18 protein-coding genes are annotated in these 24,466 nt (G+C 70.2%); 8 read left to right on the top strand and 10 right to left on the bottom strand.

The window, feature by feature from the left end:
• Position 1: 1 nt before the first annotated feature.
• From AB0I54_RS16405 to mshC, 4 genes are all read left to right on the top strand, one after another.
• Complete coding sequence (locus AB0I54_RS16405) at positions 2–688, top strand: histidine phosphatase family protein (RefSeq protein WP_363296667.1); 687 nt, start codon at positions 2–4, stop codon at positions 686–688.
• Positions 689–805: 117 nt separating this feature from the next.
• Entirely contained in the window at positions 806–1,396 is a 591-nt protein-coding gene (locus tag AB0I54_RS16410; RefSeq protein WP_363296668.1) for a DUF3090 domain-containing protein, read from the top strand.
• Positions 1,360–2,178 (top strand): SCO1664 family protein, encoded by an 819-nt coding sequence (locus AB0I54_RS16415; RefSeq protein WP_363296669.1) that lies wholly within the window; start codon positions 1,360–1,362, stop codon positions 2,176–2,178. Before AB0I54_RS16410 ends, AB0I54_RS16415 begins: the two co-directional genes overlap by 37 nt.
• A 146-nt stretch (positions 2,179–2,324) precedes the next feature.
• A complete protein-coding gene (gene mshC / locus AB0I54_RS16420) occupies positions 2,325–3,554 on the top strand; it encodes a cysteine--1-D-myo-inosityl 2-amino-2-deoxy-alpha-D-glucopyranoside ligase (RefSeq protein WP_363296670.1) in 1,230 nt (409 codons plus the stop codon).
• Between the two features lie 89 nt (positions 3,555–3,643).
• Here mshC and AB0I54_RS16425 read toward each other — a convergent pair whose 3' ends face one another.
• The 8 genes from AB0I54_RS16425 to AB0I54_RS16460 all read right to left on the bottom strand — a co-directional run bounded on the left by AB0I54_RS16425 (position 3,644) and on the right by AB0I54_RS16460 (position 13,415).
• Positions 3,644–4,123, bottom strand: coding sequence for a hypothetical protein (locus AB0I54_RS16425; RefSeq protein ID WP_263206908.1), 480 nt, complete (start codon positions 4,121–4,123; stop codon positions 3,644–3,646).
• 61 nt (positions 4,124–4,184) lie between these two features.
• Positions 4,185–5,897, bottom strand: a complete 1,713-nt coding sequence (locus AB0I54_RS16430) for a S8 family peptidase (protein ID WP_363296671.1) — start codon at positions 5,895–5,897, stop codon at positions 4,185–4,187.
• A 223-nt stretch (positions 5,898–6,120) separates the two neighbouring features.
• Complete coding sequence (locus tag AB0I54_RS16435; protein ID WP_363296672.1) at positions 6,121–7,104, bottom strand: PAC2 family protein; 984 nt, start codon at positions 7,102–7,104, stop codon at positions 6,121–6,123.
• Between the two features lie 189 nt (positions 7,105–7,293).
• Positions 7,294–7,965, bottom strand: coding sequence for a FadR/GntR family transcriptional regulator (locus tag AB0I54_RS16440; protein WP_363296673.1), 672 nt, complete (start codon positions 7,963–7,965; stop codon positions 7,294–7,296).
• Positions 7,966–8,181: 216 nt separating this feature from the next.
• Entirely contained in the window at positions 8,182–9,798 is a 1,617-nt protein-coding gene (locus AB0I54_RS16445) for a glycerol-3-phosphate dehydrogenase/oxidase (protein WP_363296674.1), read from the bottom strand.
• A gap of 47 nt (positions 9,799–9,845) precedes the next feature.
• Entirely contained in the window at positions 9,846–11,384 is a 1,539-nt protein-coding gene (gene glpK, locus AB0I54_RS16450; protein ID WP_363296675.1) for a glycerol kinase GlpK, read from the bottom strand.
• A gap of 90 nt (positions 11,385–11,474) precedes the next feature.
• Positions 11,475–12,269: an MIP/aquaporin family protein gene (locus tag AB0I54_RS16455; RefSeq protein WP_363296676.1), complete on the bottom strand. Its 795-nt coding sequence runs from the start codon at positions 12,267–12,269 to the stop codon at positions 11,475–11,477.
• A gap of 381 nt (positions 12,270–12,650) precedes the next feature.
• Positions 12,651–13,415 (bottom strand): IclR family transcriptional regulator, encoded by a 765-nt coding sequence (locus AB0I54_RS16460; protein ID WP_363296677.1) that lies wholly within the window; start codon positions 13,413–13,415, stop codon positions 12,651–12,653.
• 283 nt (positions 13,416–13,698) lie between these two features.
• On the opposite strand from AB0I54_RS16460, the gene metH reads away from it, so the two are divergent.
• From metH to AB0I54_RS16480, 4 genes are all read left to right on the top strand, one after another.
• Positions 13,699–17,214: a methionine synthase gene (gene metH, locus AB0I54_RS16465; protein WP_363296678.1), complete on the top strand. Its 3,516-nt coding sequence runs from the start codon at positions 13,699–13,701 to the stop codon at positions 17,212–17,214.
• A 907-nt stretch (positions 17,215–18,121) separates the two neighbouring features.
• Complete coding sequence (locus tag AB0I54_RS16470) at positions 18,122–18,823, top strand: HAD family phosphatase (protein WP_363296679.1); 702 nt, start codon at positions 18,122–18,124, stop codon at positions 18,821–18,823.
• A 421-nt stretch (positions 18,824–19,244) separates the two neighbouring features.
• Positions 19,245–20,849 carry an ABC transporter substrate-binding protein gene (locus AB0I54_RS16475; protein WP_363296680.1) on the top strand — a complete coding sequence of 535 codons (1,605 nt, stop codon included), beginning with the start codon at positions 19,245–19,247 and terminating at the stop codon, positions 20,847–20,849.
• 121 nt (positions 20,850–20,970) lie between these two features.
• On the top strand, positions 20,971–22,551 hold the full coding sequence (locus tag AB0I54_RS16480; protein ID WP_363296681.1) for an ABC transporter substrate-binding protein: 1,581 nt from the start codon (positions 20,971–20,973) through the stop codon (positions 22,549–22,551).
• Between the two features lie 133 nt (positions 22,552–22,684).
• Here AB0I54_RS16480 and AB0I54_RS16485 read toward each other — a convergent pair whose 3' ends face one another.
• On the bottom strand, positions 22,685–23,356 hold the full coding sequence (locus AB0I54_RS16485; protein ID WP_316754929.1) for a response regulator transcription factor: 672 nt from the start codon (positions 23,354–23,356) through the stop codon (positions 22,685–22,687).
• Between the two features lie 80 nt (positions 23,357–23,436).
• On the bottom strand, positions 23,437–24,366 hold the full coding sequence (locus tag AB0I54_RS16490; protein ID WP_363296682.1) for a RecB family exonuclease: 930 nt from the start codon (positions 24,364–24,366) through the stop codon (positions 23,437–23,439).
• Positions 24,367–24,466 lie beyond the last annotated feature (100 nt).

Raw genomic sequence — 24,466 nt, forward strand, 5'->3', positions numbered from 1 at the left:
CATGCCCACCCTGATCCTCGTAAGGCACGGACGGTCCACCGCCAACACCGCGGGCGTGCTCGCCGGCTGGACGCCAGGCGTCGCCCTCGACGAGCGCGGGGCCGCCCAGGCCGAGGCACTGCCCGGGCGACTGGCCGAACTGCCGGTCGCCGAGGTCGTCACCAGCCCGCTGCAACGCTGCCAGGAGACGATCCAGCCCCTCCTCGACGCCCGGCCGGGACTGCGCGCGCACACCGACGAGCGGATCGGGGAGTGCCACTACGGCGACTGGTCCGGCCGCAAGCTCGCCGAACTCAAGGACGAGCCGCTGATGCAGGTGGTCCAGGCCCACCCGTCGGCGGCCGCGTTCCCCGGCGGGGAGTCCATGCGGGCGATGCAGACCCGCGCCGCCGAGGCCGTACGCGAGTGGAACGCGCGCGTGGAGCACGAGCACGGCGCCGACGCCGTGTACCTCATGTGCTCGCACGGCGACATCATCAAGTCCCTCGTCGCGGACGCCCTCGGCCTTCATCTCGACCTCTTCCAGCGGATCTCCGTCGAACCGTGTTCCATCACCGCGATCCGCTACACCCGCCTCAGGCCCTTTCTCGTCCGTCTCGGCGACACCGGGGATTTCGCCTCCCTTGCCCCGCGCGAGGAACCCCCGGGAGAAGACGCACCGGTCGGGGGTGGTGCGGGCGCACCGTGATCGTCGGCCGCAGTAGGGTGAAGCGATCCACCCATCCGCGTGCACGCACGAACCTCCACGCAACCCCGATCGCCGCACTCTCGATTCACGCACTCTCGATTCCAATGGAGACAGGACGTGTCCCGTCAGGTATTCCTCTACGACCCGCCGGACCGCTTCGTGGCCGGCACCGTCGGACTGCCCGGGCGCCGTACGTTCTTCCTCCAGGCCACCGCCGGCCCCCGGGTGACCAGCGTGGTCCTGGAGAAGACCCAGGTCGCCGCGCTCGCCGAGCGCATGGACGAGCTCCTCGACGAGGTCGTACGCCGTAGTGGCGGCAACGCCGCCGTCCCTGCCGTGGCGCCCACGGAGATCGCCGACTCGGCTCCGCTGGACGCCCCCATCGATGAGGAGTTCCGCGTCGGCACCATGGCCCTGGCCTGGGACGGCGAGGAACAGCGCATGATCGTCGAGGCCCAGGCGCTCGTCGAGCTGGACGCCGACACCGACGAGGACCTCGCGGAGGCCGAGGAACGGCTGCTCCAGGACGAGGAGAACGGGCCCCCGATGCTGCGGGTCCGGCTCACCGGCGCGCAGGCCAGGGCCTTCGCCAAGCGCGCCCTCGACGTCGTCAACGCCGGGCGGCCGCCGTGCCCGCTGTGCAGCCTCCCGCTCGATCCGGAAGGACACGTATGTCCGCGCCAGAACGGATACCGCCGCGGAGCGTGACCGCCGCCGAACTGCTCACCCACGGTGAGCTGAAGGTGCGCGGCCGCATCCGCGAGGCGTCCAACGCGGCGCTGTTCTGCACGGTCGCGATCGACGGGCAGGAAGCTTCCTGCGTGTACAAGCCGATCGCCGGGGAACGCCCGCTGTGGGACTTCCCCGACGGCACCCTGGCCGAGCGCGAGGTGGCCGCCTACGAGGTCTCCGAGGCCACCGGCTGGGGGCTCGTACCGGCCACCGTGCTGCGCGACGGGCCGTACGGCGAGGGCATGTGCCAGCTGTGGATCGACGCGGCCCCCGAGGCCGAACTGCTCGCCCTGGTGGACCGCGAGGAGCCGGGACCGGGCTGGAAGGCGATCGGCTTCGCCGAGGTGGGTGAGGGCCGCACCGCGCTGCTGGTGCACGCCGACGACGAGCGGCTGCGCCGGCTCGCCGTCCTCGACGCGGTGATCAACAACGCCGACCGCAAGGGCGGCCATCTGCTGCCCACCGCCGACGGACAGCTGTACGGCATCGACCATGGGGTCACCTTCAACGCCGAGAACAAGCTGCGCACCCTGCTGTGGGGCTGGGCGGGGGAGCCGCTCACCCCCGAGGCGGTCGGCGTCCTGAAGGGCATCGCGGAGGCCCTGGGCGACGGCGGTGCGCTCGGTGTGCGGCTGGCCGGGCTGATCACCGGCGCGGAGCTGGCGGCCACGCGCGCGCGTGTCGGGGCGCTGCTCACGTCCGGGAAGCACCCGGAGCCGAGCGGGGAGTGGCCGGCGATCCCCTGGCCGCCGGTGTAGCACCGGGAAGGCACACCGTCGGCACCGGAAGGCACGAGGTCAGCACCGGGAAGGCACACCGGGCGCCGAATCGCAAGATCGCCTTTCCGGCCGTCCGGCCCGGTCCGGTTCGTACACCGAACTTCTGGCCGGTTAGGCTCATGTACATGCATGCCTGGCCCGCTTCCGAGGTCCCCGCCCTGCCTGGTCAGGGCCGCGACCTGAGGATCCACGACACCGCGACCGGCGGCCTCGTCACCCTCGACCCCGGTCCCGTCGCCCGTATCTACGTCTGCGGCATCACCCCGTACGACGCGACCCACCTGGGTCACGCGGCGACCTACAACGCGTTCGACCTGGTTCAGCGCGTGTGGCTCGACACCAAGCGGCAGGTTCACTACGTCCAGAACGTGACGGACGTCGACGATCCGCTGCTGGAGCGCGCGGAGCGGGACGGCCTCGACTGGGTCGCCCTCGCCGAGAAGGAGACGGCCCTGTTCCGCGAGGACATGACCACCCTGCGGATGCTCCCGCCGCGGCACTACATAGGCGCCGTCGAGGCGATACCCGGCATCGTCCCGCTCGTGGAGCGGCTGCGCGACCTCGGCGCCGCCTATGAGCTCGACGGCGACATCTACTTCTCCGTCGAGTCCGACCCGCACTTCGGCGAGGTCTCGAACCTCGACGCCGCGGCCATGCGGCTGCTGTCCGCCGAGCGCGGCGGCGACCCGGACCGTCCGGGCAAGAAGAACCCCGTCGACCCGATGCTGTGGATGGCCGCCCGCGAGGGCGAGCCCAGCTGGGACGGCGGCTCGCTCGGCCGGGGCCGCCCCGGCTGGCACATCGAGTGCGTCGCCATCGCCCTGGATCACCTCGGCATGGGCTTCGACGTCCAGGGCGGCGGCTCCGACCTGGCCTTCCCGCACCACGAGATGGGCGCCTCGCACGCCCAGGTGCTGACCGGCGAGTTCCCGATGGCCAAGGCGTACGTCCACGCCGGCATGGTCGCGCTGCACGGTGAGAAGATGTCCAAGTCCAAGGGCAACCTCGTCTTCGTCTCGCGGCTGCGCCACGACGGCGTCGCCCCCGCCGCCATCCGGCTCGCCCTCCTCGCCCACCACTACCGGGCCGACTGGGAGTGGACCGACCAGGTCCTGGCCGACGCGGTGGCCCGGCTCGGCCGCTGGCGCGCCGCCGTCTCCCGGCCCGACGGCCCGCCCGCCGAGGCCCTCGTCGAGGAGATCCGCGAGGCCCTCGCGAACGACCTGGACGCCCCCGCCGCGCTGGCCGCCGTGGACCGGTGGGTGGCGCTGCAGGACGAGCGGGGCGGCACGGACAACGGCGCCCCCGGCGTCGTGTCGCGTGCCGTGGACGCGCTGCTGGGCGTGGCGCTCTGACAAGCAAGCCGGAAGGGGCGCTTCCTCCGCCGAGGAAGCGCCCCTTCATCTATGCGTGGGTCAGAGCCGGCCGCGCGGCTGTGCGTGGGTCAGAGCTTCTGCACCCGCACACTGCGCAGGATCGCCGGTGACGTGCTGTCCCACACGCCGATCACCTGGTGGCCGCGGGCGAACGCCTCCTGGATCTCCCGGTGGGCCTGCTGGGTCGGGTTGTTGAGGACCCGGAAGCCGTCCTGGAAGCGCAGGAAGATCTGCTGCGGCTGACCGGGCAGCGGCTGCACGATGTCGATGAAGCCGTTGGCGATGCCGGCCTGCAGCACCTGCGCCGAGACCTGCTGGATCGCGGCCTGCGTCACCTGCTGGAGCTGCTGCTGCATCTGCTGCTCGCCGGGCACCTGCGGCTGCCCGAGCTGCTGCATCAGCTGCTGGTACGGCTGCTGCTGCCCGAGCTGCTGGAGCTGCTCCAGCGAACTGCCCAGCCCGTACGTGCCCATGCCGTACGGCTGCTGCTGGGGCGAGGTGGTCGGGAACTGCTGTCCCATCGGGCTCATCTGCGGGGTGGTGCTCATGAGGTGTCACCTTCCCTTGATGGACTCTTGCTCGTGCTGGACTCTTGCTCGGTGATGAACGTCAGCCCGTCACGACCAGGCCGACGATCTCGTCGTCCGCGAACCACACGCGGACATCGGGCCGTCCCCCCGCGAAGGCGGTGTGCACCGCCTGGCGGATCTCGGGAGACGGACGATTCAGGTTCCGCCAGGAGCCGGCCACGAACAGCCGGAGCCTGGGCGGGAGTTCACGGGGGTACGGCAGCAGCTCGTCCCAGTACCGCTCCGCCGGGCCGGAGCCGACCGCCTGCGGCAGCAGATGCGTGACCGCCGCCCTGACGTCGGGCCGGGCGCCGATCCGCTGGGAGGCGGGCCGGCCCGGTGCGTCCTGCTGCGGGGAACCGGTGGCCCGCAGCACCTCGCGGGCCCGCTCCGGGGACATCGGAGGCTGGGCGGCCGCCTTGAGCATGCCCTGCAGCGAGGCCAGCGCGCCCGCCACCACCGGGGTGGCCGAAGAGGTCCCGGAGAACGTGTCCGTGTACCAGGCGATCTCCTCGGGCCCGCCCTGGAGGTCGCCGGGCCGGTCCCAGAACCCGCCGGTGGTCGTGACCTCGTGCCCCCAGCCCTGGGCGTCCACCCGGGCGCCGTAGTTGGAGAACGCCAGCCGTGAGCGGTCCGGCCCGTGGTCGCGGCCGTGGGTGCCGGGAGGCGGGGCACCCGCGCCGACCAGGACGGCGCCGGAGGACGGGTTCGCCGAGTTGAACGGGTTGCGCCACCAGGACGGGAAGCCGTCGGGACGCCGCTCGTACACCGCGTCGTCGAGGGACTCGCCGCCGTTCCCGGCGGCCGCCACGACCACGACGCCCCGGGAGGCGGCGTACCGTACGGCCGCGTAGTCGTCCGGCCACCACTCCAGCGGGATGTAACCACGCTGGTCGTCGCGGTCCGCGTACTCGAACCGCGGCCCCGGGCGGTGCAGTTCGACCAGCAGGAGGTCACCGGGGCCGAGCCGGTCGGCGGCCGCGTGGATCGCCGCGGCCGTGCCGCCGTCCTGGAACGACGCGGCCGCGGTCACCGCGTCCGGCACGATCCCGGTGACGCCGTATTCGGTGCGGTCCCCGCCGAGCACCCCGAGCACGGCGGTGCCGTGGTTGCGCCAGGCGGGGTCGGTCAGCGGGGTGCCGACGACCACTCCGGCCAGCTTGGCGGCCAGGTCCTCGTGCCCCAGCTGCCAGGCTCCCTCGACATCGATCACCGTCACCCCCTGGCCGGCGCCACCGGGCCGCTGCCAGGCCCAGTGCGCGTCGACCCCCTCCGGCGCCGGCCGCAGATACCCCTGACGGCCGCTGAAGTCAGGGGTGACCGGGGCGCCTTCCTTCCGTCGCCGGTCGTCGTCCGAGAGGGTGGCCGGTACGGCGCCCGGCTTGACGTACGCCGTGTCGATACCCGGCAGCGCGGCCATCCGGGCCCGCAGCTCCTGCGCCCGGCTCTCCCCGCCGCGCACCCGGTAGAACAGCGTGAGGTCGGGCACGCCCTCGCCGCCGGACTGCCGCACCCGCTCCTCACTGCCGAACAGCGGCTCCAGGGCCAGCTGTTCGTCGCCGAGGAACATGGCCAGGGCCGACAGGTCGGCACCCGCCGCCGAGCGGACCCCGTCGGCGCCGGCACGCAGCCGGGCCTCGGGCCGCGCGACGACGATCAGTTCCTGCTCGGCTCCCCGATAGGTGAACCCCGCTCCGTCGGGCCCCGGCCCGGACGTCCCCGGGCCCTGCGCCGGCACTGTCTGGTCGGTCATCGGTACCGCTCCCTTCGGTCCGTGCGAGCCGCCACGGAGAGACAAACAAGCACTTCCGCGCCGAGTCGTCCAGACGGGTTTCGGCAACTCGGTTTGGAAAGAAGTTGAATTGGGTAACGGGTGCAATCCGACTTGAAACAGCTTTGACGCCACCATCCGACCGGGTACTGCCGCTGGGCCGGGACGGCGAAGGGGCGGTACGCGTGTCGCGTACCGCCCCTGTTCAGTCCTCCGAGGTGTCCTCGTCGTCGGTCCCGGAGGTGTCGGGTTTCGGTGGCTTCGGGGGCCGGGTGCGGCCTCCCGGGTTGTCCCGCAGGTACGACGTGCTGTCGGTGCCGTCCGCCGTGGCGTGGCCGCCCGGCGGGCTAACGTCCCGTCTCCGCAGATAGCGCTCGAATTCGCGGGCGATCGCCTCGCCCGACGCCTCCGGCAGCTCGGCGGTGTCGCGGGCCTCCTCCAGCGTCTGGACGTACTCGGCGACCTCGCTGTCCTCGGCGGCCAGCTGGTCCACGCCCACCTGCCAGGCCCGCGCGTCCTCGGGCAGCTCGCCCAGCGGAATGCGCAGGTCGAGCAGGTCCTCCAGCCGGTTGAGCAGCGCCATCGTGGCCTTCGGGTTGGGCGGCTGCGACACATAGTGCGGGACGGCCGCCCACAGCGACACCGCCGGGACACCCGCGTGCGTGCACGCCTCCTGGAGGACGCCGACGATGCCCGTGGGGCCCTCGTACTTGGTCTCCTCCAGGTCCATGCGCTGTGCCAGGTCCGGGTCGGACGTGACCCCGCTGACCGGGACCGGACGGGTGTGCGGGGTGTCACCGAGCAGGGCGCCCAGGACGACCACCAGCTCCACGCCCAGCTCGTGCGCGAAACCGAGCAGTTCGTTGCAGAACGAGCGCCAGCGCATGGACGGCTCGATACCGCGGACCAGCACCAGGTCGCGCGGCTTCTCGCCGCCGACCCGGACCACCGACAACCTTGTCGTCGGCCAGGTGATCTTGCGGACGCCCGCGTCCATCCACACCGTGGGGCGGTTCACCTGGAAGTCGTAGTAGTCCTCGGCGTCCAGCGCCGCGAACACCTCGCCCTTCCACTCGCGCTCCAGATGCGCGACCGCGGTGGAGGCGGCGTCGCCGGCATCGTTCCAGCCCTCGAACGCGGCCACCATGACTGGGTCGATCAGCTCGGGAACTCCCTCCAGCTCGATCACCCAGCGCCTCCTTCCGACGTGCCCTCGCGTACGTCCCAACCTTACGGCGTCCGGCGGGGGCGCTCGCAGCCCCCTTGCACGGGGGAGTGAACGGATCACTGCCCCGTTCGCCACGCTCGAACACCCCGCGGCGAACGGCAGCCCCACCGGTTTTCCACAGGGGCTTTTCGCCGGTTCCCCACAGGGGCTTCACAGCGAGCTGCGCAGCCACTGCTCCACGCTCGCGATGTGCACGGTCGCCCAAGAGCGCGCCGCCTCCGCGTCCCGGTCGCGCAGCGCGGCCAGGATCGCCCGGTGCTCGCGCAGCGTGCGCCCGACCGCGTCCTCCTGGGTCAGCCCGCGCCAGATCCGGGCCCGGGTGGTGGGCCCGGACAGACCGTCGAGCAACGAGCACAGCACCGAGTTGCCGGCGCTGTGCACGATCCCCCGGTGGAACTCCAGGTCGCAGGCGACCAGCTCCTCCACCGAGGGCGCCGCGCCGAGCGCGTCCAACTGCGAGGAGAGCGCGTCCAGTTGCTGCTCGCTGATCCGGGAGGCCGCCATCGCGGTCGCGGCCGGCTCCAGGATGCGGCGCACGGCGAGGAACTCCAGCACGGTGTCGTCGCGGTGGAAGTCGACGACGAAGCTCATCGCCTCCAGCAGCAACTGCGGGTCCAGGCTGGTGACGTACGTCCCGTCGCCCTGCCGCACATCCAGGATCCGGATCAGCGACAGGGCACGTACGGCCTCCCGCAGGGAATTGCGCGACAGCCCGAGCTCGGCGGCGAGTTCACTCTCCTTGGGCAGCCGGTCGCCGGGGCGCAGCGCACCGGAGACGATCATGTCCTTGATCTTCTCGATCGCCTCATCGGTGACTGCCATGGCGGGCCTCCCTGTCGCTCAGACATCCGATGTCTCAGCACATTATGGAGCCACCGCTCAGCCCCCGGCCCGGCCCGGGGCCGCACGGCGCCGCGAAAGGAGAGAGGGGCGGCTCCATCGGCGTGGAGCCGCCCCTCTCGTGTCCCGGCCCCGGTGCGGAGGGGGCCGGTCCGACGGTGCCGACCCGGTCAGGGGGAGTCGGCCGGCACCGAGCACCTACTTCTTGTCGAGCAGGTCCTGGACCTTGGCGCGGACCTCGTCCGTGGCCAGACCGCGGATCGTCAGCGTCGTACGGCGGCGCAGCACGTCGTCCGGCGTCTCGGCCCACTCGTGGTCACGGGCGTAGACGACCTGCGCCCAGATCTCCGGCGCGTCCGGGTGGACGCGCTCGCCCAGCTCAGGGCTCTCGTTGGCGATGCGGGCGATGTCGAAGGCCAGCGAACCGTAGTGCGTGGCCAGGTGCTTGGCGGTGTCGGCGGCCATGCGCGGGCCGGGCGCCGGGTTGTCCACCAGGAGGCGGTGGGCGACGGCACGCGGGTTGGCGACACCGGGCAGCGGCAGCTTCTTCGGCAGCGAGGAGATCGGCTCGAAGTCCTCGCCCAGCGGGTGACCCGGCAGCTCTTCGAGCTTCTGCATCACCGTGCGGCCGATGTGCCGGAAGGTGGTCCACTTGCCGCCCGCCACGGACAGCATGCCGCCCTTGCCCTCGGTCACCACGGTCTCGCGCTTGGCCTTGGCGGTGTCGCCGGGGCCGCCCGGCAGCACGCGCAGACCCGCGAAGGCGTAGGTGATGAGGGACCGGTCGAGCTGCTGGTCGCGGACGGAGAAGGCCGCCTCGTCGAGTATCTGGGCTATGTCCTTCTCGTTGACCGCGACATCCGCCGGGTCGCCCTCGAACTCCTCGTCGGTCGTACCCAGCAGGAGCATGTCCTCCCAGGGGAGCGCGAAGGTGATGCGGTACTTGTCGATGGGGGTCGCGAGCGCCGCCTTCCACGGCGAGGTCCGCTTCAGGACCAGATGCGCGCCCTTCGAGAGGCGGATGGACGGCGCGGCATTCGGGTCCTCCATACGGCGCAGGTGGTCGACCCAGGGGCCGGTCGCGTTCAGCACCAGGCGGGCGTTGACGCCGAACTCCTCGCCGGAGACCCGGTCCCTGAGGTCGGCGCCGGTGACCCGGCCCTGGGTGAAGCGCAGGCCGGTGACCTCGGCGTGGTTCAGGACGACCGCGCCCGCCTCGACGGCCGCGCGGACCGTCATCAGCGCCATGCGCGAGTCGTTCATCTGGTCGTCGCCGTAGACGGCGACGGCCTTGAGGTTCTCGGTGCGCAGCTCCGGTACGTCCTGCGCGGCCTTCGCGGGGCTGAGCAGGTGACCGACACCGTCACCGAAGGCGGAGAGCGCGGAGTAGGCGAAGACGCCCGCTCCGAGCTTCGCGGCGCCGTGCGGCCCGCCCTTGTACACGGGGAGGTAGAAGGTGAGCGGGTTCGCCAGGTGGGGGGCCACCTGGCGGGAGACCGCACGGCGCTCGAAGTGGTTCTCCGCCACCAGCTTCACCGCGCCGGTCTGCAGGTAGCGCAGACCGCCGTGGAGGAGCTTGGAGGAGGCGGAGGAGGTGGCGCCGGCGAAGTCGCCGGCGTCGACCAGAGCCACCCTGAGGCCGGACTGCGCGGCGTGCCAGGCGGTGGAGATGCCAAGGATGCCGCCGCCGATCACGAGGAGGTCGTACGACGCCTTGGAGAGCTGCTCCCTGGTTTCGGCTCGGCTCGGGTGGGAGCCGGAGGCCGGGTGCGTCCCCAGGGCAGGCACGGACTGCAGGGTGGACTGACTGGTCATGTCGGGTTCTTACTCCTAGTCAGAGTTGGCTGGGCGGTCCGAGCCGCTCAGTCCTCGTCCTCGATCCAGCCCATGGTCCGCTCGACGGCCTTGAGCCAGTTCTTGTACTCACGGTCGCGGGTCTCCGCGTCCATGTTGGGGGTCCATTCGGCGGCCCGGCGCCAGTTGGCGCGCAGCTCGTCGGTGCTGGACCAGAAGCCGACGGCGAGGCCGGCGGCGTAGGCGGCGCCGAGGCAGGTGGTCTCGGCGACCATCGGGCGCACCACGGGTGCGTCCAGGACGTCGGCGAGGGTCTGCATCAGCAGGTTGTTGGAAGTCATACCGCCGTCGACCTTGAGGGCCACCAGCTCGTCGCCGGAGTCCTTGACCATGGCGTCGGCGATCTCGCGGGTCTGCCAGGCCGTGGCCTCCAGGACCGCGCGGGCGAGGTGCGCCTTGGTGACGTACCGGGTCAGGCCGGCGATCACACCGCGGGCGTCGGAGCGCCAGTGCGGGGCGAACAGGCCGGAGAAGGCCGGTACGAAGTAGGCGCCGCCGTTGTCCTCGACCGAGAGCGCGAGCGTCTCGATCTCGGCCGCGGTGGAGATCAGGCCCATCTGGTCACGCATCCACTGCACCAGGGAGCCGGTGACGGCGATCGAGCCCTCCAGCGCGTAGACCGTCGGCTGGTCGCCGATCTTGTAGCCGACCGTGGTCAGCAGGCCCGCGTAGGAGTTGATGATCTTGTCACCGGTGTTCATCACCATGAAGGTGCCGGTGCCGTAGGTGGACTTGGTCTCGCCCTCGGAGAAGCAGGTCTGGCCGAACAGGGCCGCCTGCTGGTCGCCGAGCGCGGAGGCGACCGGGATGCCACCGAGCAGGTCGCCCAGCTTGCCGCCGGTGACCTCGCCGTAGACCTCCGCGGAGGAGCGGATCTCGGGCAGGATCTGCAGCGGTACGCCGATCGACTCGGCGATCTTCTCGTCCCACTGCATGGTGTGCAGGTTCATGAGAAGGGTGCGCGAGGCGTTGGTGACGTCGGTGACGTGGTGGCCGCCGTTGACACCGCCGGTCAGGTTCCAGATGACCCAGGTGTCCATGGTGCCGAAGAGGATGTCCCCCGCCTCGGCGCGCTCCCGCAGGCCCTCGACGTTGTCGAGCAGCCAGCGGGCCTTGGGCCCGGAGAAGTACGAGGCCAGCGGGAGGCCGGTCTCGCGGCGGAAGCGGTCCTGGCCGACATTGCGCCCGAGTTCCCGGCACAGGCCGTCGGTGCGGGTGTCCTGCCAGACGAGGGCGTTGTGGACGGGCTCACCGGTGTTCTTGTCCCACAGCACGGTGGTCTCGCGCTGGTTGGTGATGCCGATGGCCTTGATGTCGTCACGGGTGATGCCGGCCTTCTGGATGGCTCCGGCGACGACTTCCTGGACGTTGGTCCAGATTTCGTTGGCGTTGTGCTCGACCCAGCCCGGCTTCGGGAAGATCTGCTCGTGCTCCTTCTGGTCGACGGAGACGATGCGGCCGTCCCGGTCGAAGACGATGCAGCGGCTGGAGGTCGTGCCCTGGTCGATGGCCGCGATGAAGGGGCCGGCCGTGTGGGCGTCGGTCACTGTGTGCTCCTGAGAGTTCCGTGGTTACGAGGGCTGTACGTACGACGCGTGCTGTGAGGCTCGGTGCTCGAAGACGAAGCTCGGTGCTCTTTAAGCAAATGCGACGTTGTAGATGCCTGCAGCGATCGCGGCGCCGATCAGGGGACCGACCACCGGGACCCAGGCGTAGCTCCAGTCGGAGCCGCCCTTGTTGGGCAGGGGCAGGAGGGCGTGGACGATACGCGGACCGAGGTCACGGGCCGGGTTGATCGCGTAGCCGGTCGGGCCGCCGAGGGACAGACCGATGCCGACGACCACGAAGGCGGTGATCAGGGCGCCCAGGGTGCCCAGGCCGTTGCCCTTGTCGTTGAGGCCCTGGGTGAGGACCGCGAGGACGAGGACGATCGTTCCGATGATCTCCGTGGCGAGGTTCTGCACCGCGTGCCGGATCTCCGGACCGGTGGAGAAGACACCCAGGACCGGGCCGGCGCCCGTCTCCTGGGCTTCGACGACCTTGGCCGTCGTGTCCTGCGCACCCGGACCGCCGACGATCTCCTTGTCGGTGAGGTGCGCGCGGAACTGACCGTAGTAGGCCACCCAGACCAGGGTCGCGCCGATCATGGCGCCGAGCAGCTGGCCGCCCCAGTAGGTGGGGAGGTTGCTGTAGTCGTGGTCCTTGATCGCGAGCGCGAGGGTCACGGCCGGGTTGAGGTGGGCACCGGAGAGCGGTGCCGAGGTGTAGACCGCCGTCAGGACGGCGAAACCCCACCCGAAGGTGATGGCGAGCCAACCGGCGTTACGGGCCTTGGAGGCCTTCAGGGTCACGGCGGCGCACACGCCACCGCCGAGCAGGATGAGTATGGCGGTACCGATGGTCTCGCCGATGAAGATGTCGGAGCTGGACACCCGCGACTCCTTTGTCCTTCGTCCAGGGAAGCCGAACCCCGGGTCCCTCCGGGGGTTCTGGCGCCCTCGGGGGTGAGAGCGAAACCGGTCCTTGGCGTTGTCACACTCTAGCGCGTATTGCCGGTAGGTGTTCGACAATGCCGACCGATGGACGGGAGTCTTGCCCCGGCGTTACAGGCGCGTCAAGAGTTCTGTTATCGAAAACCTGATCGTTATTGATCGCGGCGAGTTATCGATCTTCGAGCACCGAACGATGATGTTCGTCCGTTATGTCCACTTCAGGGTATGGCGACAGCCGGAACGCCGCTCAGCGTTCCGGTCTGGTCCTTTTTCGCCTTTTTCGGCTCTTCCGGCTCTTCCGGCTCTTACGTTGTGCGGCGCTCAGAACCGTCCGGCGCCCAGATCCCGCGACACCGCGCGGGCACAGTCCCGTACCGCCGCGATCAGTTCGGGGCGCAGCTCCCCGTCCCGGCACAGCCGTTCCACGGCGCCGGCGATGCCGACCGCGCCCACGGGCATGCGCCGGCGGTCGTGCACGGGCGCGGCCACCGAGGCCACGCCCTCCCAGGTCTCCTCCACGTCGGCGGCGTAGCCACGCGCGCGTGTGATGTCCAGGATGTGCTCGAAGTCCTCCAGCTCGCACACCGTGCGGTCGGTGAAGGGCTTGCGGTCGGCCTCCAGTGCCTCGCTGTGCGCGACCGGGTCGTACGCCGACAGCACCTTGCCCAGGGCCGTGGAATGCAGCGGTTGCATGGCCCCTATCTCCAGGACCTGCCTGCTGTCGTCGGGCCGGAAGACGTGGTGGACGATCAGCACGCCCTGCTGGTGCAGCACGCCCAGATAGACGCTCTCCCCGCTGGAGCGGGCCAGGTCGTCGGTCCACACCAGGGCGCGCGCCCGCAGTTCGTGGATGTCCAGATAGGTCGTGCCCAGTCGCAGCAGCTCGGCGCCCAGCTGATACCGCCCGGAGGCGTCGTCCTGTTCGACGAAACCCTCCTGTTGGAGGGTGCGCAGGATGCCATGGGCGGTGCCCTTGGCGAGGCCGAGGGACGAGGCGATGTCCGACAGGCCGAGCCGTCGCTCGCCGCCCCCGAGCAGCCGCAGCATCGCGGCCGCCCGTTCGAGCGACTGGATGTTCCGTGCCATCGCCGTACTGCCTCCGTCCCCGTCGACCGCCGTCGCGCGGTGTCGTTTTCCCGTCGTTCGACAATGCCGAACACTACCGGTCCATGCCGACCTCCCGCTAATGGTCGGTCGGCACCTGTTACATCACATGTGGCCTGGGCGTGGCTCGGCCGCCACACCCGTCCGCCTCGTGGACGCCCTGACCATCCAAGCCCACAGCCGGTTACTCTGGCGCCGTGCGTTCTGCCCGGCCCGTCCGGGAAGCCGCAAAGCCGACAGCCGTCGCATCCCAGGGAGCCCCTTCATGGCCTCGTTGCCACCGTCCCCTTCCGCCGACAGCCGGACCCGTGTGTCCGCGCTCCGAGAAGCACTCGCCACGCGTGTGGTGGTCGCCGACGGAGCCATGGGAACCATGCTCCAGGCGCAGGAACCCACCCTCGACGACTTCGAGAATCTTGAGGGCTGCAACGAGATTCTCAACCTCACCCGCCCCGACATCGTCCGCTCCGTCCACGAGGCGTACTTCTCCGTGGGCGTCGACTGCGTCGAGACCAACACCTTCGGGGCCAACCACTCCGCGCTGGGCGAGTACGACATCGCCGACCGCGTGTACGAACTGTCCGAGGCCGGCGCCCGCGTCGCCCGCGAGGTCGCGGACGACTTCACCGCCCGCGACGGCCGGCAGCGCTGGGTCCTCGGCTCCATGGGCCCCGGCACCAAGCTGCCCACCCTGGGCCACGCCCCGTACACCACCCTGCGCGACGCCTACCAGCGCAACGCCGAGGGACTGGTCGCCGGCGGCGCCGACGCGCTGCTCGTCGAGACCACCCAGGACCTGCTGCAGACCAAGGCCGCCGTCCTCGGCTCCCGCCGCGCGCTCACGGCCCTCGGCCTCGACCTGCCGCTGATCGTGTCGGTGACCGTCGAGACGACCGGCACCATGCTCCTCGGCTCGGAGATCGGCGCCGCGCTCACCGCGCTCGAGCCGCTCGGCATCGACATGATCGGCCTGAACTGCGCCACCGGCCCGGCCGAGATGAGCGAGCACCTGCGCTACCTCGCCCGCACCGCCCGCATCCCGCTGGCCTGCATGCCCAACGCGGGCCTGCCGGTCCTCGGCAAGGACGGCGCCCACTACCCGCTGACCGCGCCCGAGCTCGCCGACGCCCAGGAGACCTTCGTACGCGAGTACGGCCTCTCCCTCATCGGCGGCTGCTGCGGCACCACCCCCGAGCATCTGCGCCAGGTCGTCGAGCGCGTCCGCGACCTCACCCCGAGCGAGCGCAGCCCGCAGCCCGAGCCCGGCGCCGCCTCCCTCTACCAGACCGTCCCGTTCCGCCAGGACACCGCCTACCTCGCGATCGGCGAGCGGACCAACGCCAACGGCTCCAAGAAGTTCCGCGAAGCCATGCTCGCCGCCCGCTGGGACGACTGCGTCGAGATGGCCCGCGAGCAGATCCGCGAGGGCGCGCACATGCTCGACCTGTGCGTGGACTACGTCGGCCGCGACGGCGTCGCCGACATGGAGGAACTGGCCGGCCGCTTCGCCACCGCCTCCACCCTGCCGATCGTCCTCGACTCCACCGAGGTCGACGTCATCGAGGCGGGCCTGGAGAAGCTCGGCGGACGCGCGGTCATCAACTCCGTCAACTACGAGGACGGCGACGGCCCCGAGTCCCGCTTCGCCAAGGTCACCCGGCTCGCCCAGGAGCACGGCGCCGCCCTGATCGCGCTCACCATCGACGAGGAGGGCCAGGCCCGCACCCCCGAGAAGAAGGTCGAGATCGCCGAACGGCTCATCGACGACCTGACCGGGAACTGGGGCATCCGTGAGGAGGACATCCTCATCGACACCCTGACCTTCACCATCTGCACCGGTCAGGAGGAGTCGCGCAAGGACGGCATCGCCACCATCGAGGCGATCCGCGAGCTCAAGCGCCGCCACCCGGACGTCCAGACCACCCTCGGCCTGTCCAACATCTCCTTCGGCCTCAACCCGGCCGCACGCATCCTGCTCAACTCCGTCTTCCTCGACGAGTGCGTCAAGGCGGGCCTCGACTCGGCGATCGTGCATGCCTCCAAGATCCTGCCCATCGCCCGCTTCGACGAGGAGCAGGTGCAGACGGCCCTCGACCTGATCCACGACCGCCGCGCCGAGGGCTACGACCCCCTCCAGAAGCTCATGGCCCTGTTCGAGGGCGCCACGGCGAAGTCGCTGAAGGCGGGCAAGGCCGAGGAACTGGCCGCCCTGCCGCTGGAGGAGCGCCTCAAGCGCCGCATCATCGACGGCGAGCGCAACGGCTTGGAGGCCGACCTCGACGAGGCGCTGCGGACGCGGCCCGCGCTGGACATCGTCAACGACACCCTCCTGGACGGCATGAAGGTCGTCGGCGAGCTGTTCGGCTCCGGCCAGATGCAGCTGCCGTTCGTGCTCCAGTCCGCCGAGGTCATGAAGGCCGCCGTCGCCCATCTCGAACCGCACATGGAGAAGTCGGACGCCGAGGGCAAGGGCACCATCGTGCTCGCCACCGTGCGCGGCGACGTGCACGACATCGGCAAGAACCTCGTCGACATCATCCTGTCCAACAACGGCTACAACGTCGTCAACCTCGGCATCAAGCAGCCGGTCTCCGCGATCCTGGAGGCGGCCGACGAGCACCGCGCCGATGTCATCGGCATGTCCGGGCTCCTGGTCAAGTCCACGGTGATCATGAAGGAGAACCTGGAGGAGCTCAACCAGCGGGGCCTGGCCACCGACTACCCCGTCATCCTCGGCGGAGCGGCCCTGACCCGCGCCTATGTCGAGCAGGACCTGCACGAGCTGTACGAGGGCGAGGTCCGCTACGCCCGCGACGCGTTCGAGGGGCTGCGCCTCATGGACGCCCTCATCGGCGTCAAGCGCGGTGTGCCCGGGGCGAAGCTGCCGGAGCTCAAGCAGCGCCGGGTGCGCGCCGCGGCCGCGGTCGAGATCGAGGACCGCCCGGAGGAGGGGCACGTCCGCTCGGACGTCGCCACCGACAACCCGGTGCCGACCCCGCCGTTCTGGGACACCCGGATCGTCAAGGGCATCCAGCTCAAGGAGTACGCGAGCTGGCTCGACGAAGGCGCGCTGTTCAAGGGCCAGTGGGGCCTCAGGCAGGCCCGCACCGGTGAGGGACCGAGCTACGAGGAACTCGTCGAGACCGAGGGCCGCCCCCGGCTGCGCGGCCTGCTGGACCTGCTCCAGACGGAGAACCTCCTGGAGGCGGCCGTGGTCTACGGCTACTTCCCCTGCGTCTCCAAGGACGACGACCTCATCATCCTCGACGAGCAGGGCAACGAACGCACCCGCTTCACGTTCCCGCGCCAGCGCCGCGGCCGCCGCCTCTGCCTGGCCGACTTCTTCCGCCCGGAGGAGTCGGGGGAGACGGACGTCGTCGGACTGCAGGTCGTCACCGTCGGCTCCAGGATCGGCGAGCGGACCGCCAAGCTGTTCGCGTCGGACTCCTACCGCGAGTACCTCGAACTCCACGGCCTGTCGGTGCAGTTGGCCGAGGCACTCGCCGAGTACTGGCACGCCCGCGTCCGCTCCGAGTTGGGCTTCGCCGGGGACGACCCGGCCGACATGGAGGACATGTTCGCCCTCAAGTACCGGGGCGCCCGCTTCTCTCTCGGCTACGGCGCCTGCCCCGACCTGGAGGACCGCGCCAAGATCGCCGACCTCCTCCAGCCGGAGCGCATCGGCGTCCACCTGTCCGAGGAGTTCCAGCTGCACCCCGAACAGTCCACGGACGCGATCGTGATCCACCACCCGGAGGCCAAGTACTTCAACGCTCGCTGAGCCCTCCGGGGGTTCACCGGAGGACGTCCGGGCCGGGCGACGAGGACACCGACACCTCCCGGCCCCGCTCCGGGCCTGGTGTCACGCCGCCGGGCAGGCGCAGCCGGGTCATCAGCACCTCGGGGCACCTGCCAGGGCACGGCGAGGCGCTTGCCCCGGGGGAGCCCAGGGCAGCAGTGCGCCCGGACGTGCGCCGCGAAGCATCGTCGGGCGGGGTGACGAGGCCGCCGACACCTCCCGGCCCCGCTCCGGGCCGTGGTGTCACGCCGCCGGGCGGGCGCAGCCGGGTCGTCAGCACCTCGGGGCACCTGCCGAGGCACGGCGAGGTGCCTGCCCGCGGGGGAGCCCAGGGCAGCAGTACGCCCCGACGCGCAGCGCGAAGCATCGCCGGGCGGTACCCGCAGCCGACGGCTCGTCGGGCTCCACCCGTGTGCGAGCCACAAGGCTCGGCTCCGTGGTGGCTGCCGTGGGAGCCCCCAGCGAGCACATGCTCGGCGGTGCCCGGCAGGTGTGTGCCCGTGGGTGGTCGCCCGGGCACCGGCGTGCCTGTCGGCAGGCCGGTGTGTTCCGCGAAAAGAGACCCGTGGGCATGCCTCAGGCGTCCTGGGCGCGGTGTGGTGCCGCCGAAGGGCCCCTCGGGTGTCTTGGGTGGTGCCCCGGCAGGCGTGTGCCCGTGCGCCGTTGCCCTCCCGGGCGTGCCCCCGGCAGGTCGGCGTACCCCGTCGAAAAGACCCCCGTGGGCACACCTGAAGCCTCCCGGGCGTCCAGGGGGTGTTTCTGGGGATTCCCGGGTGCCCCAGCGATAAACCAGGCGTTTCACCTGCGGGAGTCGTACACTGGTCGATCCACCGCAGGCCGGTTCCCCGCTGGGAACCGGCCTGATCGTCCCTCAAGGAGGTGCGCCCGGATGACCAGCACGGTCCCCGCGCTCGGAACCCGTACGGCGGAAGGCTCAGCCCTCCAAGCCGTGCTCCTCGACATGGACGGAACCCTGGTGGACACCGAGGGCTTCTGGTGGGACGTGGAGGTCGAGATCTTCGCGCGCCTCGGCCACGCCCTCGACGACTCCTGGCGCCATGTCGTGGTCGGCGGCCCCATGACCCGCAGCGCGGGCTTCCTGATCGAGGCCACCGGCGCCGACATCACCCTCGCCGAGCTGACGGTGCTGCTCAACGAGGGCTTCGAGGACCGTATCGACCGCGCCCTGCCCCTGATGCCGGGCGCCGCCAGGCTGCTCGCCGAGCTGTACGAGCACGAGATCCCCACGGCCCTCGTCTCCGCCTCGCACCGGCGCATCATCGACCGCGTGCTGACCTCCCTCGGCACCCAGCACTTCGCGCTGTCCATCGCCGGCGACGAGGTGTCACGCACCAAGCCGTACCCGGACCCGTACCTTCTCGCCGCCTCCGGACTGGGTGTCGATCCGGCCAGATGTGCCGTCGTCGAGGACACCGCGACCGGCGTCGCGGCGGCGGAGGCCGCCGGCTGCCAGGTCGTCGCGGTGCCGTCCGTGGCCCCCATCGCCCCCGCCGACCGCCGCACCGTGGTGACCTCTCTCGAAGAGGTCGACCTGGCATTTCTGCGCGGTCTGATGACGCAAATGCGCTAGCCGTTCACCCAGCGTGCAAAGTCCATTGGGGTAGAAGGGCACCGGGCCCGACCCGCCGAAATTCGAACCGGGTCGTTTGGCCGAATTCGGCCAGCTCCCCACCTGGTTGAGGCTGTGACGTTCGCCACGCCCCCAGGGGTCGACATCGATGTCGACGTGTGCAGGACACCCCCGTTCGGGGGGAATCGCCGTGTCTTTGTGTCCCGATTGGTGGAACGCTGCACTAATCATGCCTCTGTCGGGTTTTCGGTGTGTCCGCACCCGGTTCCACTGCGTGATGGGGACTCAACTCCAGCGGCTGTGAACCCGCGTGCGGGCGCGGACTAATCTCATCGCGAGAACATCGCCGTTACCCCCGTGATCCGCCGCGACACCCCTGCATGCCGGGTACACGGATCCGAAGAGCTGGAGAACTTCGAGCATGAACCGTAAGCATTTGGTGCTGCCGGCCCTGGCCGGCCTGCTCACGCCGGTTCTCGCCGCGTGCGGCGGATCCGACAGCGGGAGCAAGAGCGGCGACGCGATCGTCGTCGGCACCACGGATCGGTTCACCGCCACCAAGGACGCTCCGGCGCCGCTCGACCCCGCCTACGCGTACGACGTCGGCAGCTGGAACATCCTGCGCCAGACCGTGCAGACCCTGATGATCCAGCCCAAGGGCGAGGGCGACCCGGTGCCCGAGGCCGCAGAGAGCTGCGGCTTCACCGACAGCGGCAACGAACGCTACGCCTGCAAGCTCCGCGACGGCCTGAAGTTCGCCAACGGCGACGCCATCACGGCCGAGGACGTCAAGTACTCCATCGAGCGTGCCCTGCGCATCAAGGCGGACAGTGGTGTGTTCGCCCTGATGTCCGACATCGACACCATCGAGACGCAGGGCGACCGCGAGGTGATCTTCCACCTCAAGACCGCCGACGCCACCTTCCCCTACAAGCTGTCCACTCCGGTCGCGGGCATCGTCAACCCCGCGGACTACGACAAGGGCAAGCTGCGCGACGGGTTCGACATCGACGGCTCGGGCCCGTACACCCTGCAGGCCGACGTCAAGAACGACGAGATCGTCACCGCCACCTTCGTCAAGAACCCCAACTACAAGGGGAGCCTGAAGGTGAGCAACGACAAGGTCGTGATGCGCTCCTTCACGGATGCCGACGCCATGGGTGCCGCCATCGACAAGGGCGACATCGACGTCATGATCCGCTCGATGACGCCGTCGCAGATCAAGAAGCTCGACGCCGGCACCGACGCGAACGTCGAACTGGTCGACATGCCGGGCCTGGAGATCCGCTACCTGGCCTTCAACACCAACGCGCCCACCGTGAAGAACAAGGCCGTCCGCGAGGCGATGGCCCAGGTCATCAACCGCGGTGAGCTCGTCTCCAAGGTGTACGGCACCCAGGCCGAGCCGCTGTACTCGCTGGTCCCGGCCACCCTGACCGGCCACTCCAACTCGTTCTTCAACAAGTACGGCAACCCCAGCGTCACCAAGGCGAAGGCGCTGCTGACGCAGGCCGGCATCACCACCCCGGTGAAGCTGACCCTGCACTACACCACCGACCACTACGGTGCGGCCACCAAGCAGGAGTTCGAGGTCCTGCAGAAGCAGCTCAACGACAGCGGCCTGTTCGACGTCCGTATCCAGGGCACCCCGTGGGCGACGTTCCAGTCCGCTTCGCGCAAGGGCACGTACGACGTCTGGGGCATGGGCTGGTTCCCCGACTTCCCGGACGCCGACAACTACCTGGCGCCGTTCCTCGACAAGGACAACTTCCTCGGCTCGCCGTACGCCAACAGCAAGATCCGCAGCACCCTGATCCCGGAGTCCCGCCGCGAGGCCGACCGGCTGACCGCATCCAAGAGCCTCACGGAAATCCAGGACCTCGTCGCCGGCGACGTTCCGGTGCTGCCGCTGTGGCAGGGCAAGCAGTACGTCGCCGCGCGCAGTGACATCTCGGGTACCTCCTACGCGCTCAACTCGTCCTCCACGCTTCAGCTGTGGGAGCTCAGCCGCGGAGCGGGCAGCTGACGATCCCTCACCTACCGCCCGTCGGACGCATAGTGCCGACGGGCGATAAGGTGATCGGGTTTGTGCCCCGGGTCCGGGACCGTGGCTCCGGGGACGAGATCCGACGACAAGGCACATGCACGTGAACAAGCGCAACCAGTGGCCGGTCCTGCCCATCGTGGCGGGACTGGCCTCCGGCCTGTTGACCGGCTGCGGCTCGGAGACCGGTGATTCCGGGGGAACCGGCTCCTCCGTGGTGATGGGGATGTCCGACGACGTCCTCGCCACGGACCCCGCCTCCGGTTACGACCCCGGGTCCTGGCTGTTGTTCAACAACGTCTTCCAGTCCCTGCTGAGCTTCCCCAAGGGCGCGGTGGAGCCCCAGCCGGAAGCGGCGAAGGAGTGCACCTTCACCGACAGCCAGGCCAAGGTCTACCGATGCACACTCGAGGACGGCCTCAAGTTCAGCAACGGTGACCCGCTCACCTCGAAGGACGTCAAGTTCTCCTTCGACCGCATGCTGAAGATCAACGACTCGGCCGGCCCCGCGATCATGTTCCCGATGCTGGAGCGGGTCGAGACCCCGGACGAGAAGACCGTCGTCTTCCGGCTCAGCGTCCCCGACGCCACCTTCCCCAGCAAGATCGCCTCCGGTGCAGGCTCCATCGTCGACCACCGGCAGTACGACGCGAACGGCCTCCGCAAGGACGACAAGGCCGTCGGCTCCGGCCCCTACAAACTCGACTCCTTCGGCGACGACGAAGCCGTCTTCTCACCCAACTCCCACTACAAGGGCACCGCCGAGACCAAGAACTCCGGCGTCACCCTCAAGTTCTTCCACGGCGACCAGAGCGCCCTCAAGAAGGCCCTCCTCGACGACGAGGTCGACATCGCCTACCGCGGTCTGACCGCGAGCGACATCGCCGACATCGAGAAGCAGGACGACACCAAGGGCATCGAGGTCATCGAGGGCAGCAGCGCCGAGGTCCAGCACCTGGTCTTCAACATGCACGACCCGGTCGCCGGAAAGGTCGGCGTCCGCAAGGCCATCGCCCATCTCATCGACCGCGACGCCCTGATCAAGAACGTCTACCAGGGCACCGCCACCCCGCTCTACTCGATCATCCCGGCCGGTATCGCGGGCCACAACACGGCCTTCTTCGACACCTACGGCGCCCGCCCCTCCCAGGCCAAGGCCGCCGCCGCCCTGCACTCCGCCGGCATCAACGGCAAGGTGAAGCTCACCCTCTGGTCCACCCCGTCCCGCTACGGCCCCGCCACCGACCAGGAGCTGAAGGCCATCGCCGGGCAGCTCAACGCCAGCGGCCTGTTCGACGCCGACGTCAAGTCCGTCGCCTTCGACCAGTACGAGAAGGACATCGCCAAGGGCAAGTACGGCGTGTACGTGAAGGGCTGGGTGCCCGACTACCCGGACGCCGACAACTTCACGGCCCCCTTCTTCGGCAAGGGCAACGTGCTGAGCAACAACTACCGCAACACCACGATCACCGGCTCCCTCATCCCGAGCACCGCCGCCCAGAGCGACCGCTCCGCCACCGACGGGGACTTCGGCCGCCTCCAGGACATCGTCGCCGACGAACTCCCGGTGCTCCCCGTCTGGCAGGCCAAGCAGTACGCGGTCACCCGCGACGGCGTCTACGGACTGGAGTACTGCCTCGACGCCTCGACCGTGTTCCGCTTCTGGGAACTCAGCAAGAGCTGACGGCGCCCGGCACACACACGAAGGGCGCCCCTCCCCCCGGATCTCTCCACCGGGGAAGAGGCGCCCTCGTCGTCACGACGGACTGCTCCGCCGCTCTCCTACCGCTGTCGCTAGTTGCTCTCGCCGCTAGTTGCTACTGCGCGCCGGGCCGCACCAGCCCGCTCTCGTACGCGTACACCGCCGCCTGCACCCGGTCCCGCAGCCCCAGCTTGGTCAGCACATGCCCGACATGCGTCTTGACCGTCGTCTCGCTGACGAACAGGTCCGCGGCGATCTCGGCGTTCGACAGGCCGCGCGCCACCAGCTTCAGCACCTCCACCTCACGGTCGGTGAGCGTGTGCAGCGTGTCCGGCACCGGCTCGTCACCCGACGGCAGATGCGTGGCGTACTTGTCGAGCAGCCGCCGCGTGATGCTCGGCGCGAGCATGGCCTCACCGTCGGCCACCACCCGGATCGCCTGCACCAGCTCATTGGCGGGCGCGTCCTTCAGCAGGAACCCGCTGGCCCCGGCCCGCAGCGCCTCCACCACGTACTCGTCCAGGTCGAAGGTGGTCAGCACCAGCACCTTCGCCGGCCCGTCCCGGCCCGGCCCGGTGATCTGCCGGGTCGCCTCCACACCGTCCATCCGCGGCATGCGGATGTCCATCAGAACCACATCGGGCTGCAGGGCCCGCACCTGGTCGAGCGCCTGGAGGCCGTCTCCGGCCTCGCCGACGACCGCGATGTCCTGCTCGGCCTCCAGGATCATCCGGAAGCCCGTACGCAGCAGCGGCTGGTCGTCGACCAGTAGGACGCGGATGGCCACGTGAGTCTCCTTCGCTAGTCCGGCCCCATTCTGCCCTGCGCGGGCTCACCGGCTCGCCTCCGGGGCACGGCCCCGAAGGCTCACACCTCGCCGGACCCGGCCCCGGTGACCGGCAGCGGATACGGCGGGGGAGTGCCGCCGAACTCCGGGCAGTGCGCCTGGTGGTCGCACCAGCCGCACAGCTTGGTCGGACGCGGCCGCCACTCGCCCGTCTCGGTGGCCTGCCGGATCGCCTCCCACAGCGCGAGCAGCTTCCGCTCGACGCGCTCCAGGTCGGCGAGGACCGGGTCGTACGTCAGCACATCACCACTGCCGAGGTAGACGAGCTGCAGCCGCCGCGGGATCACGTTCTTCAGCCGCCACACGACCAGGGCGTAGAACTTCATCTGGAACAGCGCGCCCTCGGCGTATTCGGGCCGGGGCGCCTTGCCCGTCTTGTAGTCGACGATCCGCACCTCACCGGTCGGCGCCACATCGACCCGGTCGATGATCCCGCGCAGCCGCAGCCCCGACTCAAGCTCGGCCTCCACGAACAGCTCGCGCTCGGCGGGCTCCAGCCGCGTCGGGTCCTCCAGCGTGAACCACCGCTCCACGAGCCGCTCGGCCTCGCCCATCCAGCGTGCGAGCCGCTCGCCCTCCGGATCCTCGGCGAACAGCTCCAGCACCTCGGGCTTCGTCTCCCGCAGCCGGTCCCACTGTCCCGGGATCAGCGACTTCGCCCTGGGCGCGGTCCGCTCGGCGGCGGGTGCGTCGAAGAGCCGCTCAAGGACCGCATGCACCAAGGTGCCCCTGGTCGCCGCCTCGCTCGGCTTCTCCGGCAGCCGGTCGATCACCCGGAACCGGTACAGCAGCGGGCACTGCATGAAGTCACTGGCCCGCGAGGGGGACAGGGAAGCGGGCGCCATGACCACGGGCCGGGCAGCGGCCGCCGCCGCAGCCTCGGACTCCGCCGTCACCGGCTCGGTCGTGACCGGTGGAACCGCCTCTGCGCCCTCGATGCTGCTGTCCATGACCACAGACCATACGGCCCGCCACTGACAGTCACCCACCCGCGGGCCGCGGTCCCGTACTGCCGCCGGGCAAACACAGGGGGTGCCGGGGCGGAACGAG

It is taken from the genome of Streptomyces sp. NPDC050625 (assembly GCF_040654755.1).
Lineage (GTDB): Bacteria > Actinomycetota > Actinomycetes > Streptomycetales > Streptomycetaceae > Streptomyces.